Raw genomic sequence first — 15,491 nt, forward strand, 5'->3', positions numbered from 1 at the left:
GCGCCAAAACCAGCGCGGACGCCAAGAGCGACGCGGGCGCGGACGCGAAAGCTGACGCGAACGGCCAGGCGGGCACCACGACTGGCGCGGACGCCGAGGCCGGCTCTGGTGCCAAGAGCGGCGCGGACGCCAAGGGCGGCGCCGGCGCCAAGGGCGGCGCCGGCGCCAAGGGCGAGGCGGATACCGAGGCCGGCGCTGGCGGCAAGGCCGGTGATGGTGCCAAGGGTCGTGCTGGTGTTGTCGTTGGTGAGGATCTTGGCGGGGAAGGTGTCGACGAGGCCGCTGAGGCGCGTGACGATGCCGAGGCCGCCGGCGGTGAGGGCGTCCCACAGGGGCCACCCGCAGCCGACGACGAGAGCCGCACGGGTGGTGCGGGTGGGAACACGGACGACGCCGAAGGCGAAGCCGAGGCGGCGCACCTCGACCAGCCCACCACCGTCTTCAAGGCCGTCCGCCCCAAGACACCCCCCGTCGACCAGCCGACGACCATGCTCAAGCTCGGCGGCAAGCCGAAGACCCCCGAGTCCGAATCCGAGCGCACCAGCAAGTTCGTCGCGCTGAAGGACGACCTGCGCAAGCCGGCCGCCGAGGCCAAGGCGCCGGACGCCACCACCCCCGTCCCCCAGGTCGGCCCCGAGCGCACCACCCAGCAGCCGCTCCCGCCCAAGCCCCCGCTGGACCTGCTGGCGGAGCTGACGAACACGCCGCCGCCCCCGGAGACCCCGGTCCGCACGCTGATGCGCCGGATCAAGATCTGGACCCCCCTGGTCCTGCTCCTGGCGATCATCTTTGCGGTCGTACAGGCCGTGCGCCCGCTGCCGACGCCCACCCTCGCGCTCACCGGCAAGGACAGCTACACCTTCGCCGGCGACCGCACGCGGCTGCCCTGGCCCGGCGAGGGCCAGGGCTGGATGGACGTGGACGGCGTCGGCACGATGGATCACTTCGGCAGGCAGACCCCCGTGGCCATCGGCTCGGTCGCCAAGACGATGACGGCGTACATCATCCTCAAGGACCACCCGCTGAAGCCGGGGCAGGAGGGCCCGAAGATCAAGGTCGACGCGACGGCGGAGAAGGAGGGCGGCTACAACAAGGACGGCGAGTCCACGCTCAACACCGTCAAGGCCGGTGACACCCTCACCGAGAAGCAGGCCCTGTCGGCCGTCCTGATCCCCTCCGCCAACAACATCGCGCGGCTGCTCGCGCGCTGGGACGCGGGCTCGGAGGCGGCGTTCGTGAAGAAGATGAACGCCACCGCCAAGGAGCTGGGGATGTCCGACACGACGTACACCGACCCCTCGGGGCTGAAGGAGACCACCGTCTCCACGGCCGAGGACCAGGTGAAGCTCGGCCGCGCGTTCGTGAAGGTGCCGGCTCTGGTCGCCATCAGCAGCGCGGCCAGCTGGACGGACCCCTCCGGTCATTTCTGGCCCAACTACAACGAGCTGCCGTACCGCATCGGCGCGATCGGCATCAAGACCGGCAGCACCACCGCGGCCGGCGGCAACCTGCTCTTCGCCTCCCGCAAGCAGGTCGGCGGGCAGACGGTGACGATCGTCGGCGCGATCCTCGGCCAGCACAAGCGGGAGATCCTCCAGACGGTCAACGCGGTCAGCAAGACCGCGCTGCTCGCCGCCCAGGACGCGCTGACCTCGGCGAAGATCGTGAAGAAGGGGGACGTGGTCGGTTACGTGGACGACCGGCTCGGCGGCCGTACCCCGGTCGTGGTGACGAAGGACGTCACGGCGGCCGGCTGGGCCGGCATGAAGGTGAAGCTGTCCTTCGCCTCCGGGACCGTGCCGCACAGCGCGAAGGCCGGCACCCGGGTCGGGACGCTCACCGTCGGTGACGGTTCGGCCGGCGCCGTGAAGGTCCCGGTGGCCCTTCAGAAGGACCTGACCGAGCCCGGTATCGGCGCCAAGCTGACCCGGCTGGGCTGACCGGACGGGGCCCGGCCGGGCCGGCCGTACGCCGCCGTCCGCCCCCCGTCCGCCCCGCCTCCGCCCCCCGCGCACCCCGTCATGGAGCCCCCACCCGGGAGCCCTGTGGCGGGGTGCGTGCTAGCGTCGCGAACCGGGGCAGGTCGCCGGTCCCGGGACAGGGCCGCGAACCGGACGGAACGCGGCCGGGAACTCCGAGGGAAGCGGCCGAGAACAGAAGACGGGACACGGGGAGTGCCTTCAGGTGGCCACAGCGGAGCCGACACACGCCGACGACGCAGATCCGGGCCCGGGATCCGGCCCGCGAATACGTCTGTCCACGACTGACCCGGACCGGCGCGTCGCCGGGCCCGGGGCCGGGGTGCGCCCCGGCCGACGCGCCCGTGTGCTCGCCGCGCTAGAACCGCTCCGGCAGCGGCTGCTCCGGCACCCCGCGTTGTCGATGACGGCGCTCTCGGGCGTGCTGCACATCATCTGGTTCTTCACCTTCGCGAACAGCGGTGGCGATCTCGCGGCGCAGGACGCGTGGGCGGAGTTCGTCGGCCGGCACCCGGACTCGGCGTACAACCTCGCCTGGTACGGGGGCATGCACCCGGTGTCGTACAGCGTGGTGTCGCCGTATCTGATGTCGGTCCTCGGCGTGCGGACGACGATGATGATCGCCGGGACGGTCTCGGCCGGTCTGCTGACGACGGTGCTGATCCGCAGCCGGTCGGTGAAGAACCCGCTGTGGGCCTCGCTCGCCGGGATCCTGGCGTTCCTGGCCAACGCGATCTCCGGCCGGGTGACCTTCGGGCTCGGCACGATGTTCGCGCTCGGCTCGGTCGCGGCGGTGTTCTGCTGGCCGTACCGGTGGCGGTTCAAACGCTGGGCGAAGGCCCTGGTGGCCGCTCCGCTGGCGGCGCTCGCCACGATGGCCTCACCGGTCGCGGGGCTGTTCGTGGGCCTGGTCGCGGTCGCGCTGTTCCTTCAGAAGCGGCGGCCGGGCGCGTGGGCGCTGGGGCTCGCGCCGTCGGCGGTGGTCGCGGTGTCGGCCTGGCTGTTCCCGTTCTCCGGCACCCAGCCGATGGGTTTCGGCTCGGTGGTCCTGCCGCTGTCGTACGGCCTGCTGTGCCTGTTCCTGGTGCCGAAGGAGTGGGTGACGGTCCGGCTGACGGCCGCCGTCTACAGCCTGGCCGTCGTCCTGGTGTGGCTGATCAGTTCGCAGATCGGGTCCAACATCTCGCGGCTGCCGATGCTGTTCGCGGGCGCGACCCTGATCGCGGCCCTGCCGTACACCGTGCCGAGGTCCCGCAAGTGGTACGTGACCGTGCTGGCCTTCCTCGGCTTCGCCGGCTGGATCGGCTTCAAGTCGGTGGACGACATCATCCACACCACCCCGGCCGCCTCCTGGGCGCGGGAACTCGCCCCGCTGGTCAACGAGCTTCAGAAGGTCGGCGCCGAGAAGGGCCGGGTCGAGGTGGTCCCGGCCCGCTCGCACCGCGAGGCCTCCGCGCTCGCGCCGTACGTCAACCTGGCCCGCGGCTGGAACCGGCAGGCCGACATGGAGCGCAACCCGCTCTTCTACGACGACACGCTCAACTCGGCGAACTACCACGAGTGGCTCCAGCGGTGGGCCGTGCACTACGTGGTGCTGCCCAAGGACAACCCGGACGGGGACGGCGGGGAGCGCGAGCGGCAGCTGCTGCGGCGCGGCATGCCGTATCTGAAGCAGGTCTGGGGCGACGCCAACTGGCAGCTGTTCAAGGTGACCGATCCGACGCCGCTCGCCGAGCCGAACGCGGTGGTGGACCGGGCCGAGCAGGGCGAGATGACGTTGCGGGTGCGCGAGGCCGGGCGGATTCTGATCCGGATTCCGTACTCGCCTTGGCTGAGCATCGTCGACGAGCACGGCAAGAGCCAGTCCTACGACAAGATCAAGGCGTGTCTGATGGCGACGCCGGAGGATGTCGACGGGGACAAGTGGACCACGCTGCTCGCGCCGAAGCCGGGCACGTACCGGCTGGCCGCGCCGTACCAGCTGCCGCGCGGGACGCCGTGCCCCGACGAGCTGAAGAAGCCCTGACGGTCAGCGGAGCCGGTCGGCGTACGTGTCCGTGCCCGGAACCGTCGGGATGAACGGCGCCACCAGTTCCACCCGGCCCAGCCCCGACGCGGCCACCTGCCCGTCCAGCCCCGTGAAGCGCTCCTCCCAGCACTCGCGCGGGTCCCGCTCCAGGAACCACAGCAGGGTGAGCCGGGTGTCCACGCCCTCGACCTGCCGTACGTAGGTCATGCGGTCGCCCGGCAGCGGGGTGGGCCGGAACACGGTCACCATCGCCGCCGGGGAGCCCGCGAGGCGGCGGGGCAGATGACGGGCGCGCAGCCACTCCAGCAGTGCGGCCCGCTGCTCGGGCGAGTCGGCGTCGATCACCTCCAGGACCAGGCCCGCGTACGGGTGGTCGAGGGCGTGGACGTCGCGGGGCCCGGCGGCGCCGTCCCGGTACACCGTCGTCTCGTGGTCATGGAAGGCCGTGAAGACGTGCGTGCGGTCGTGGTAGACGCGGGCGTCCCGGTTGAGGCGCTTGTTGATGGCGACCGTCCACTTCATGTGGTCGTCGTAGCGGCCGGCGGTGATCCAGTAGGTGGACAGGTAGCAGCCGGCGGTGACCGGCTGGGCGACCGCCGACTTCTCCGGGTGGCGAAGGAGTTGCAGGTCCCGGGTCGCGACCCAGCGGCGGCCCGCGTACATCCAGGGCATGGCCATCGCGCCGGCGTAGTAGTGGTCGTCCTCGTACCAGCGGTTGTACGCGTACTCGTGGCCGGGGTGCGGCTCGACCATGGTGATCAGGGCGTGCCCGGGGCGGACGCCGTACGGGCCGACGGCGGCCAGTTCGGCGTACCGCTCGCTGCGGGTGTCCTCGCTCATGCGGTTCCCCTTTCCTGCGGTCGCCCATACTCTGACGCTCCGTCAGGTGAAGCGCCATACCGAAGGAGGGGCCATGTCCCTGCTCGCGGGCAAGACCGTCGTCGTCTCGGGCGTCGGGGCCGGGCTCGGCCATCAGGTCGCCGCGGCCGTCGTACGGGACGGCGGGAACGCGGTGCTCGGGGCGCGTACCGAGGCGAACCTCGCCAAGAGCGCGGCCGGGATCGACCCGGAGGGCACGCGTACGGCGTTCCGGGCGACGGACATCACCGACGAGGGCCAGTGCGAGGCGCTGGCGGCGCTGGCACGGGAGCGGTTCGGCGGGATCGACGCCGTGGTGCAGGTCGCCGCCTGGGACGCGTACTTCGGCGGGCTGGAGGACGCCGACTTCACGACCTGGCAGTCGGTCGTCGACGTGAACCTGCTGGGGACGCTGCGGATGACCCGGGCCTGCCTGCCGGCGCTGAAGGCGGGCGGGGGCGGTTCGGTCGTGTTCATCGGGACGCAGTCGGCGGTGGCCGCGCCCTCGCAGGTGAAGCAGGCCGCGTACGCCGCCTCGAAGGGGGCGCTGACCAGTGCGATGTACTCGCTGGCGCGGGAGCTGGGGCCGTACCGCGTCCGGGTCAACACCGTGCTGCCCGGCTGGATGTGGGGGCCGCCGGTGCAGGCGTACGTCCGGTTCACCGCGCTGACGGAAGGGGCTTCGGAGGACGAGGTGCTGGCGCGGCTGACCGAGCGGACGGCGCTGCCGGAGCTTGCCACCGACGGGGATGTGGCGGACGCGGCGGTGTTCCTCGCCTCGGACCGGGCGCGGGCGATCACGGGGCAGTCGTTGCTGGTCAACGCGGGTGAGCTGATGCGCTGACCCAACTGCCCGAAGCCACGGGACTGTTCACGTTGATGAACGCCGATCAGCAAGCCGAACAATTTTACTGTGTCTTGACCTTCCGCTCGCTTGTCGTGTTCACGTGAGCGGACCCACGATCGGGCACATGAACAGTCTCGACTGGGCCGTGCTCATCGGCTACTTCGGTGTGATGGTCGCGATCGGCGTCTGGTCGCACAAGCGCGTGGACAACGTTTCCGACTTCTTCACGGCCGGCGGCAAGATGCCCTGGTGGCTCTCCGGCATCTCGCACCACATGTCGGGCTACAGCGCCGTGATGTTCACCGGATACGCGGGCATCGCCTACACCTACGGCGTCACCTCCTTCATCACCTGGTCCTTCCCCATCGCGCTCGGCATCGCCATCGGGTCGAAGCTGTTCGCGCCGCGCATCAACCGACTGCGTTCCCGTCTCCATGTGGCCTCCCCGCTGGAGTACCTGAAGAACCGTTACAACCTGCCCACGCAGCAGGCGCTCGCCTGGTCCGGCATGCTGCTGAAGATCGTGGACGTGGGCGCCAAGTGGGCGGCCATCTCCACCCTGCTGTCGGTCTTCACCGGTGTCTCGCTGAACCAGGGCATCCTCATCACCGGCGCCATCACCGCTGTCTACTGCACGATCGGCGGCCTGTGGGCCGACGCGCTGACCGAACTCGGCCAGTTCGTCATCCAGTTGCTCGCCGGCATCGCGATGTTCGTGGCGGTCGTGCTGAAGCTGAACGACAAGAACATCGGCTTCTTCGGCGCCTGGGACGAGCCGGCCCTGCACGGCCACGGCAAGCCGCTGGTCGGCCCCTACGGCACGGTGTTCCTCCTCGCGTTCCTCTTCATCAAACTGTTCGAGTACAACGGCGGCATGCTCAACCAGGCCCAGCGCTACATGGCCACCGGCAGCGCCTACGAGGCCGAGCGCTCGGCCCGGCTGTCGGCGGTGCTGTGGCTGGTCTGGCCGGTGGTGCTGTTCTTCCCCATGTGGATGTCCCCGCTGCTGGTCCACGCGCAGAAGCCGGACGGCTCCGACTCCTACGCCCTGATGACCGAACAGCTCCTGCCACACGGCCTGCTGGGCCTGGTCATCGTCGGGTTCTTCTCCCACACCATGGCGATGTGCTCCTCGGACGCGAACGCGATCGCCGCCGTGTTCACCCGGGACGTGGCGCCGGTGCTGTCGGCCAAGGCGCGGGGCTGGAGCGAGCGTTCCGGCCTGATCGCGGCCCGGATCACCACGGTCGTCTTCCTCGGCCTGTCCATGGCGGTCGCGACCCAGGTCAACTCCCCCACCTTCAAGGACATCATCACCGTCGTCATCAAGTGGGTGGCCGGACTGATGGGCCCCATCGCGATCCCGATGATGCTCGGCCTGCTCCGCACGTTCCGCCGCTCCGGCCCGACGGCCGCGCTCACCAGCTGGGCGGCGGGTCTGCTGGCCTTCTGGCTGGTCAACTACCCCATCAACTGGAACGTCGACGGCGGCGTCCCGCTCCAGTACCAGGTCTCGATCCCGCTCGCGGTCTCGCTGATCCTGTACATCCTCATCGGCTACCTGAAGCCGGAGGACACCCCGGCCCGCCTGGCCATCATCGAGAAGGTGAACACGGACGGGGACGCCGGCGCCGCGCTGGCCGTGCCGGTCCCCGCGAGTGCGGGGGACGACGTGGTCGGAGCACCGTAGGGGTCGCCGCGGGGAATCGGCGCGGGTCCATCGTGGTTGCTCGCGCGGTTCCCCGCGCCCCTTCGGGGCGCTTACGCCCGTGGGTACCGGGCCAGCCAGCCCGGTGACGACCCGGCCGGGCCGTGCAGTGCGGGGCCCTGGGTCATCTCCATCGCGAAGTCGTCGGCCAGTTCCAGGATCGTGGGGCGGCCCTCCAGTTCGGCCAGCCAGGCCGGCGGGAGGGCCGTTTCGCCGTGCAGGGCGCCGAGGAGGCCGCCGGTGAGGGCGCCCGCGGCGGCGGAGGGGCCGCTCTGGTTCACCGCCAGGCACAGCCCGTGCCGTACGTCCTCCCCGACCAGCGCGCAGTACACCGACGCGGCCAGCAGCCCGTCCGCCGTACCGTCGCCGGCCAGCTCCTCCACCCGGGCCGGGGTCGGCATCCCCTGCCGTACCGCGCCGAGGGCGTGCTGGAGGGCGTCGGAGACCGGCTGGTGGCCGGGGCGTACGGCGAGCAGGGCGAGGGCCCGCTGCACGGCGCCGTCCAGGCTGTCGCCCCGGGCCAGCGCGTGCACGATCACGGCGTACGCGCCCGCCGACAGGTAGGCGATGGGGTGGCCGTGGGTCTGGGCCGCGCACTCCACGGCCAGCTGGACGACCAGTTGGGGTTCCCAGCCGACGAGGAGGCCGAAGGGCGCCGAGCGGGCGACCGCCTCCGGGCCCAGCTCCCCCGGGTTCTTCGGGGACTCCAGCGTGCCCATGGTGTCGTCGCCGAACCCGATGAGCAGCGGGCGGGTGGGGTCCCGGCGGGCGTACAACCACTCCTCGCGGGCCAGCCAGCCGTCTTCCTTGCGGCGCTCGTCGGGGCCCCAGTCCCGCTGGGTGGCCGCCCAGCGCAGGTAGGCCCGGTGCAGATCGGTCGGCGGATGCCAGGCGCCGGTGTCGCGGCGCACCTGGGCGCGTATCAGCCCGTCCACGGTGAACAGGGTCAGCTGGGTGTGATGGGTGACCGTGCCGCGCCGCCCGTGCCCGAAGGCCAGGTCCAGCAGCCCCTCACCGCCGTACGCGGCCCGGATCTCCTCCAGGGACAGCGGATCGGCGGGCCCGCCCAGCGCGTCGCCCACCGCGGCCCCGAGCAGCGTGCCCCGCACCCGGCTGCGGAAGTCCTGCTGCTCGGCACGCCCCCAGACGGCACCGGATGTCGCCCCCACACCAGCCCTCCCCACGGCACCGTCCGCCTGTACGACGCCCAGCACTGTAATCGACCGGGAACGGTCCGTTCAGTGCCGCCCGGCCGGATTCTGGCGCAATGCGTACGGCGGACCGGGGCGGCCACCGGGGAGAATCCAGCCATGACCACCACCCCCACCCGTCACACCGGCCTCCGGGTTGCCGCCGGTGTGCTCACCGGGATACTCGCCCTCTACATCGCCCTGGTCTCGCTCGGGAACATCACCGACTTCGGGACCAATCAGCAGTTCGTACGGCATGTGCTGGCGATGGACACGACGTTCAAGGACGACGACCTGATGTGGCGGGCCGTCACCAGTACGGCGCTGGAGGACACCGCGTACGTCCTCATCATCGTGTGGGAGACCGTGGCGGCCCTGCTGCTGATCCGGGGGACGTACCTCTGGGCGCGGCGCAAGGACGACCTCGCCCGGCGCTGGTCCACCTACGGTCTGCTGATGCTTCTGCTGCTCTTCGGCGCCGGGTTCATCGCGATCGGCGGTGAGTGGTTCGCGATGTGGCAGTCGAAGACCTGGAACGGCCTGGACGCGGCGACCCGCGTGTTCCTGCTCAGCGGTGTCGCGTTGATCGTCAACCAGCTGCCCTCGGGCGGCCGGGACGCTACTTGACCACCGCGACCCGGGTGCCCTGGTCGCCGAAGGCCCACAGGGCGGCTCCGTCCTGCTTGTGCATGCGGATGCCGCCCAGCTTCTGGCCGTTTGCGGGCGGGGGCGAGGCGCCGTCCAGGGCGTTGGAGAAGGCGACGTTCACGCCGGACACCTTGGTGAAGTACATGACGTGCTCGATCTGTACGCCGTCCGAGCCCTTGATGGACTGGGTGCGCTTGATGACCGAGTAACGCCCGGGCTGCGGGCTCACCGTGCCGGGCCACACCGTGAACGTGCGGGTCGCCCTGCCGGTCGCGTCGACCAGCCAGACCCGCTTCTCACCGAGCGAGTACACGATCCGGCGGCCTTCGCCGGACTCGTCCGGCAGGGCGGGGGCGGACGGCGCCTCCGGCGTCAAGGTCGCGTGCGGGCTCGCCGACGCCGACACGCTGGGCCTGGTCACGGCGGCCGTGGGATGCGGCCCGTGACTCGCCTGCACGGCGAGGGCGACGACGGCCGCGGTCGCCCCCGCCGTCAGACCGGTGACCCAGGCCCACGAGGGCAGTCGGGCAGCCACGGGACGCATCTCCTCCGCTACGGGTCCCCTTCTCAGCACAGGGGTCGGATCATCGTACTCAGTCCGGGGAGGGGGCTCGGTCCAGGAGGTCGGTCCCGGCCTCCGTCCAGGAGGCCGGGCCAGGGGTTCTGCCCAGGGGTTCGGCCCAGGCCGCTCAGTCCAGGACCGGCAGCAGGTCCGGGAGGTGGCCGTCGGACGCCTCGGCCGCCCGCTGCCGTTCCTCCGGTACCTCGCCGTAGAGCGTGGTGCGCGGCTTCGCGGGGCGGCCGGCCGCCTCCGCCACCGCGACCAGGTCACGGATCGACTTGTACGAGCCGTACGAGGAGCCCGCCATGCGGGAGATCGTCTCCTCCATCAGCGTCCCGCCGAGGTCGTTCGCGCCGGACCGGAGCATCTCCGCCGCCCCCTCGGTGCCCAGCTTGACCCAGCTTGTCTGGATGTTGGGAATCCAGGGGTGCAGCAGGAGACGGGCCATCGCCGTCACCGCCCTGTTGTCCCGCAGCGTCGGGCCGGGGCGGGCGATGCCGGCCAGGTACACCGGCGCGTTGGTGTGGATGAACGGAAGCGTCACGAACTCCGTGAAGCCGCCCGTCTCGCGCTGGATGCCGGCCAGCGTGCGCAGATGGCCGAGCCAGTGCCGGGGCTGGTCCACATGCCCGTACATCATCGTGGACGACGAGCGGATGCCCAGCTCGTGCGCGGTCCGGATCACCTCGATCCAGGTGGCCGTGGGCAGCTTGCCCTTCGTCAGCACCCAGCGGACCTCGTCGTCCAGGATCTCCGCCGCCGTACCGGGGACGGAGTCGAGACCCGCCTCCTTGGCCGCCGTGAGCCACTCCCGGATCGACATCCCGGTCCGGGTCGCGCCGTTCACCACCTCCATCGGGGAGAAGGCGTGGACGTGCATCCCGGGGACGCGTTCCTTCACCGCCTTCGCGATGTCGAAGTACGCGGTGCCCGGCAGGTCCGGGTGGATGCCGCCCTGCATGCACACCTCGACCGCGCCCACCTCCCACGCCTGCTGGGCGCGGTCGGCGACCTGCTCCAGCGAGAGCGTGTACGCGTCCGCGTCCGTGCGGCGCTGCGCGAAGGCGCAGAACCGGCAGCCGGTGTAGCAGACGTTGGTGAAGTTGATGTTGCGGGTGACGATGTAGGTGACGTCGTCGCCGACCGCCGACCTGCGCACGTCGTCGGCCACCCGGCACAGCGCGTCCAGCGCCGGGCCGTCCGCGTGCAGCAGGGCGAGGGCCTCGGCGTCGGTCAGCCGGGTGGGGTCGTCGGCCGCCGTACGCAGCGCCTCGCGCACGTCGGCGTCGATGCGTTCCGGGGCCATGCCGGGGGCCGCCGCCTCCCGCAGGGCCTCCCAGTCGCCGTACACCTCGTCGAAGTCGGCGCGCCGGTCGGCCGTACGGCCCTCGGAGTCGATGGAGGTGTGCAGGTCCGTGCGGCCGGTGGCGGTGAACACCTCCTCCGGCTCCTGCCAGGGGCGGCCCCGGACCGGCGCGTCCGGCAGGGCGAGGCCCGTGTCCGGGTCGGCGAGGGCGGACACGTGCGGGCGCAGCCGCGGGTCCAGCCAGGGCTCGCCGCGGCGGACGAACTCCGGGTAGACGCAGAGGCGTTCACGCAGTTCGAAGCCGGCGGCCCGGGAGCGCTCGGTGAGTTCCTCGATCTGCGGCCAGGGGCGTTCGGGGTTGACGTGGTCGATGGTCAGCGGGGAGACCCCGCCCCAGTCGTCGATGCCGGCGCCGATCAGCCGCTCGTACTCGGCGTCGACCAGGTTCGGCGGGGCCTGGAGGCAGGCCGCCGGGCCCATGAGGTGCCGGGCGACGGCCACCGTGGCGACCAGGTCGTCCAGTTCGGCGTCCGGCATGCCGCGCATCGCCGTGTCCGGCTTGGCGCGGAAGTTCTGGATGATCAGCTCCTGGATGCCGTGGTAGGCCCGGGAGATCTTCCGGAGCGCGAACAGGGACTCCGCGCGCTCCTCGTACGTCTCGCCGATGCCGATGAGCAGGCCGGAGGTGAAGGGCACGGAGGAGCGGCCGGCGTCCTCCAGGACGCGCAGCCGGACGGCCGGTTCCTTGTCCGGGGAGCCGTGGTGCGGGCCGCCCGGCTCGGACCACAGGCGGGTCGCGGTCGTCTCCAGCATCATGCCCATGGAGGGCGCGACGGGCTTCAGCCGCTGGAAGTCGGTCCACGTCAGCACGCCGGGGTTGAGGTGGGGAAGGAGTCCCGTCTCCTCCAGGATCCGGATGGAGATGGCGCGGACGTAGGCGATGGTGTCGTCGTAGCCGTGCGCGTCGAGCCACTCGCGCGCCTCCGGCCAGCGGTCCTCGGGCTTGTCGCCGAGGGTGATCAGGGCTTCCTTGCAGCCGAGGGCGGCGCCCTTGCGGGCGATGTCCAGTACCTCGTCCGGAGACATGAACATGCCGTGCCCGGCGCGCCGCAGCTTGCCGGGGACGGTGACGAACGTGCAGTAGTGGCACTTGTCCCGGCACAGCCGGGTGAGGGGGATGAAGACGCTCTTCGAGTACGTGATGACGCCGGGCCTGCCCGCCGCCTCCAGGCCCGCGTCCCGCACCCGGGCGGCGGAGGATGCGAGGTCGGTGAGGTGGTCACCCCGCGCCTGGAGCAGCACCGCCGCCTCGGCGACGTCGAGGGCGACGCCGTCCCGGGCGCGTTTGAGGGCGCGACGCATGGAGTTCTCGGTGGGGCCGGTTCCGGAGGTCGCGGAAGTCGTCATTCCTTGAGCATACGTTCGCTTTGATCACTGTTGCGGGGCACTGTCCGGCAGGAGCGGGCCGTAGGCGTCGAGCGCGCGCAGCACCTCCGTCTCGCGGGCCGGCGGCAGCTGCACCACGACCTCCTCGATGCCCAGTTCGGCGTAGTGGGCGAGCTTGCCGGGCGTGGGCTGGACGGCGTACGGGACGACCTGGAGGGCGGCCGGGTCGCGGCCCGCGTCCGCCCACACCGAGCGCAGCACGGGCAGCGACTCGGAGAGCCCGCGCCCGCCGATCGGCAGCCAGCCGTCGGCGTACTCGGCGATGTGCGCGAACAGCCTGGGTCCGGCGGCCCCGCCGACGAGCGTGCGGGGGCCGACGACCGGGCCGCGCGGCTTCTGCACGGGCTTGGGGTGGGCGAAGCTGGCCCGTACGGCGCCGAACTCCCCCTCGTACGCGGTCGGATCCTCGCTCCACAGCGCGCGCATCAGCGCCATCCGGTCCCGTACCAGCTCCCGGCGGGTTCGCCAGGTCACGCCGTGGTCGGCGGCCTCCTCCACGTTCCAGCCGTAGCCGAGACCGAGGGTGAAGCGGCCGCCGGACAGGTGGTCGAGCGAGGCGATCTGCTTGGCGAGGTCGATGGGGTCGTGCTGGGCGACGAGGGTGATGCCGGTACCGAGCGTCAGCCGCTGGGTCACGGCGGCGGCCTGGGCGAGGGCGACGAAGGGGTCGAGGGTACGGCCGTACTCGCGGGGGAGGTCGCCGCCGGCGGGGTAGGGGGTGGTGCGGTCGACCGGGATGTGGGTGTGCTCGGGGAGGTAGAGGCCGGAGAAGCGGCGCGCTTCCAGTTCCTGCGCCAGCCGGACGGGGGTGATGGTCTCGTCGGTGAGGAAGATCGTGACGGAGATGCGCATGAGGCATCGTACCGACTGGTCGGTTGCTCGTCAGGGGCGCGCGCGGATTTCGCCGTGGTTGCTCGCGCCCACGCGGCGGAGCCGCACACTGGCACTGTCCCGCGCCCCTTCAGGACGCCTACCGTGACCCTTGTGACGAGCTTGCGCGGCACTCTCGCACCGGGCTCCCCGGATTACGTGTACCTCCCTTTCGAGGTCCCGCCCGACACCCGGGAGTTGAAGGTCTCCTACACCTACGACAAACCCTCCGTCCCGCCCGGCACCCCCGGCAACGCCCTCGACGTCGGGCTGTTCGACGCGCGCGGTACCGAGCTGGGCGGACGGGGGTTCCGGGGGTGGTCGGGAGGTGCGCGGAGCGAGTTCTTCGTGCGGGGGGACACGGCGACCCCCGGATATCTGCCCGGGCCACTGCTTCCCGGCACCTGGTACATCGCGCTCGGGCCGTACACCGTGGCGCCGCAGGGGCTGGCGTACGAGGTGACCGTCACGCTGACGCAGGGGGCGGCCGGGGAGACACCCGAGGCGGTGTATCCGCCGGACCGGGCCCGGGGGCGGGGGCGGGACTGGTACCGGGGCGACTGCCATCTGCACTCCTGGCACTCCGACGGGCGCCGCACCCCGGCCGAGATCGCGGACCTGGCCCGCGCGGCCGGGCTCGACTTCCTCAACAGTTCCGATCACAACACCCACGCCTCGCACGCCCACTGGGCCGAAGCGGCAGGCGACGATCTGCTGGTGCTGCTCGGCGAGGAGGTCACCACCCGGAACGGGCACGTCCTGGCGCTCGGCACCGAGCCCGGCACCTTCGTCGACTGGCGCTACCGGGCCCGGGACGGCCGCTGGGCGCGCTTCGCGCGGGAGATCCGGCGGGCCGGCGGTCTGGTGGTACCGGCCCATCCGCACGCCGACTGCGTGGGCTGCGGCTGGAAGTTCGGGTTCGCGGAGGCGGACGCCGTGGAGGTGTGGAACGGACCCTGGACACCCGACGACGAGCTGGCGCTGGCGGCCTGGGACGCGCGGCTGGTGGCGTCGGCGCGGGGCGAGCGGGCGTGGCTGCCGGCGATGGGCAACAGCGACGCCCACCGCGCCCCGGACGTGGTCGGGCTGCCCCAGACGGTCGTCCTCGCCGACGGTCTGACCCGGGAGGCGATCCAGGAGGGGCTACGGGCCGGGCGGTCGTACGTGGCCGAGTCACGGCACGTCTCGCTGGCGTTCTCCGTGACGGCGAAAGGGGGTGAACGGGCCAGTATCGGGGAGCGGTTGGCGGTCGGGCACGACACCCCGGTGACCGTCCGGCTGGAGGTGTCCGGGGCGCCGCGCTGCTCGGTGCGGTTCGTCACCGACCAGGGCGTGCTGTTCACCGGCGGTCCGCTGCCGGTGTCCGGCACGGGCAGCGTGGAGTGGCGCACGACTCCGGACCGCGCGGCCTATGTGCGGGCCGAGCTGCGGCACGAGACGGCGCTGGGACCGGTGCCGGGGGCGATGGCCGCGTTCACCAACCCGGTGTTCCTGGGCCGGGCGGGGGACGGGAGGCCCGGGGCGGGGCGGTGAGGCACGCCCGGCCCGCGCCCCCGTTGCGCTCGGTCGTGGCCCTGGGGGAGGCTGACACCACGACGCGGCATCCACGTGGGCGGCGTTCGTGCCGGGAGAGAGCAGGGAGCCGGAGTCATGTCAGGCCGCGCAGACCGCAAGCACCGCGTCGTGACCCGCGTCCAGCGGTACGTCGCCAACCCGCTCAACCGGCGCCTGCCGTTCCAGACCCTGCTGGAGACCACCGGCCGCAAGTCCGGCCTGCCCCGGCGGACCCCGGTCGGCGGGCGCCGGGTCGGGGACTCCTTCTGGCTGGTGTCCGAGTTCGGCCTGAAGTCGCAGTACGTGCGCAACATCCAGGCCGACCCCACGGTCCGGGTCCGCATCGCCGGCCGCTGGCACCACGGCACCGCCCACCTCCTCCCCGACGACGACTCCGTGGCCCGGCTGCGCGCCCTGCCCCGCCTCAACAGCACGGCGGTACGGGCGCTCGGCACGGATCTGCTGACGGTACGGGTGGACCTGACGGACTGAGC

At 71.9% G+C, this 15,491-nt stretch carries 12 protein-coding genes; 7 read left to right on the forward strand and 5 right to left on the reverse strand.

Annotated features, from left to right (window positions below; genetic code table 11):
• Together ACZ4WH_RS08200 and ACZ4WH_RS08205 are read left to right on the forward strand one after the other, a co-directional pair.
• Nucleotides 1-1,940: D-alanyl-D-alanine carboxypeptidase (locus tag ACZ4WH_RS08200; protein WP_468177820.1), on the forward strand; the 1,940-nt coding region annotated here is incomplete at its 5' end.
• Nucleotides 1,941-2,184: 244 nt separating this feature from the next.
• On the forward strand, nt 2,185-4,005 hold the full coding sequence (locus tag ACZ4WH_RS08205; protein ID WP_468177822.1) for an MFS transporter: 1,821 nt from the start codon (nt 2,185-2,187) through the stop codon (nt 4,003-4,005).
• Nucleotides 4,006-4,008: 3 nt separating this feature from the next.
• Here the strand turns inward: ACZ4WH_RS08205 and ACZ4WH_RS08210 are convergent, their stop codons facing one another.
• A complete protein-coding gene (locus tag ACZ4WH_RS08210; RefSeq protein ID WP_468177824.1) occupies nt 4,009-4,848 on the reverse strand; it encodes a hypothetical protein in 840 nt (279 codons plus the stop codon).
• A gap of 73 nt (nt 4,849-4,921) precedes the next feature.
• On the opposite strand from ACZ4WH_RS08210, the gene ACZ4WH_RS08215 reads away from it, so the two are divergent.
• Entirely contained in the window at nt 4,922-5,710 is a 789-nt protein-coding gene (locus ACZ4WH_RS08215; RefSeq protein ID WP_468177826.1) for an SDR family oxidoreductase, read from the forward strand.
• A 127-nt stretch (nt 5,711-5,837) separates the two neighbouring features.
• Entirely contained in the window at nt 5,838-7,403 is a 1,566-nt protein-coding gene (locus tag ACZ4WH_RS08220; RefSeq protein ID WP_468177828.1) for a sodium:solute symporter family protein, read from the forward strand.
• A gap of 71 nt (nt 7,404-7,474) precedes the next feature.
• Here ACZ4WH_RS08220 and ACZ4WH_RS08225 read toward each other — a convergent pair whose 3' ends face one another.
• Nucleotides 7,475-8,590, reverse strand: a complete 1,116-nt coding sequence (locus ACZ4WH_RS08225; protein WP_468177830.1) for an ADP-ribosylglycohydrolase family protein — start codon at nt 8,588-8,590, stop codon at nt 7,475-7,477.
• A gap of 141 nt (nt 8,591-8,731) precedes the next feature.
• Between ACZ4WH_RS08225 and ACZ4WH_RS08230 the strand changes: the two genes are divergently transcribed.
• Nucleotides 8,732-9,238 (forward strand): DUF2165 domain-containing protein, encoded by a 507-nt coding sequence (locus ACZ4WH_RS08230; RefSeq protein WP_468177832.1) that lies wholly within the window; start codon nt 8,732-8,734, stop codon nt 9,236-9,238.
• Here the strand turns inward: ACZ4WH_RS08230 and ACZ4WH_RS08235 are convergent.
• The 3 genes from ACZ4WH_RS08235 to ACZ4WH_RS08245 form a co-directional block, all read right to left on the reverse strand.
• A complete protein-coding gene (locus ACZ4WH_RS08235) occupies nt 9,231-9,803 on the reverse strand; it encodes a hypothetical protein (protein ID WP_468177834.1) in 573 nt (190 codons plus the stop codon). The genes ACZ4WH_RS08230 and ACZ4WH_RS08235 overlap by 8 nt on opposite strands.
• 145 nt (nt 9,804-9,948) lie before the next feature.
• Complete coding sequence (locus ACZ4WH_RS08240) at nt 9,949-12,534, reverse strand: bifunctional FO biosynthesis protein CofGH (protein ID WP_468177836.1); 2,586 nt, start codon at nt 12,532-12,534, stop codon at nt 9,949-9,951.
• A 24-nt stretch (nt 12,535-12,558) separates the two neighbouring features.
• Nucleotides 12,559-13,425, reverse strand: coding sequence for an LLM class F420-dependent oxidoreductase (locus tag ACZ4WH_RS08245; protein WP_468177838.1), 867 nt, complete (start codon nt 13,423-13,425; stop codon nt 12,559-12,561).
• 15 nt (nt 13,426-13,440) lie between these two features.
• On the opposite strand from ACZ4WH_RS08245, the gene ACZ4WH_RS08250 reads away from it, so the two are divergent.
• Together ACZ4WH_RS08250 and ACZ4WH_RS08255 are read left to right on the forward strand one after the other, a co-directional pair.
• Entirely contained in the window at nt 13,441-14,976 is a 1,536-nt protein-coding gene (locus ACZ4WH_RS08250; RefSeq protein ID WP_468177890.1) for a CehA/McbA family metallohydrolase, read from the forward strand.
• 117 nt (nt 14,977-15,093) lie between these two features.
• Nucleotides 15,094-15,489 carry a nitroreductase/quinone reductase family protein gene (locus ACZ4WH_RS08255; RefSeq protein WP_468177840.1) on the forward strand — a complete coding sequence of 132 codons (396 nt, stop codon included), beginning with the start codon at nt 15,094-15,096 and terminating at the stop codon, nt 15,487-15,489.
• Nucleotides 15,490-15,491: the final 2 nt, after the last annotated feature.

Source organism: Streptomyces sp. NPDC029138 (genome assembly GCF_055564375.1).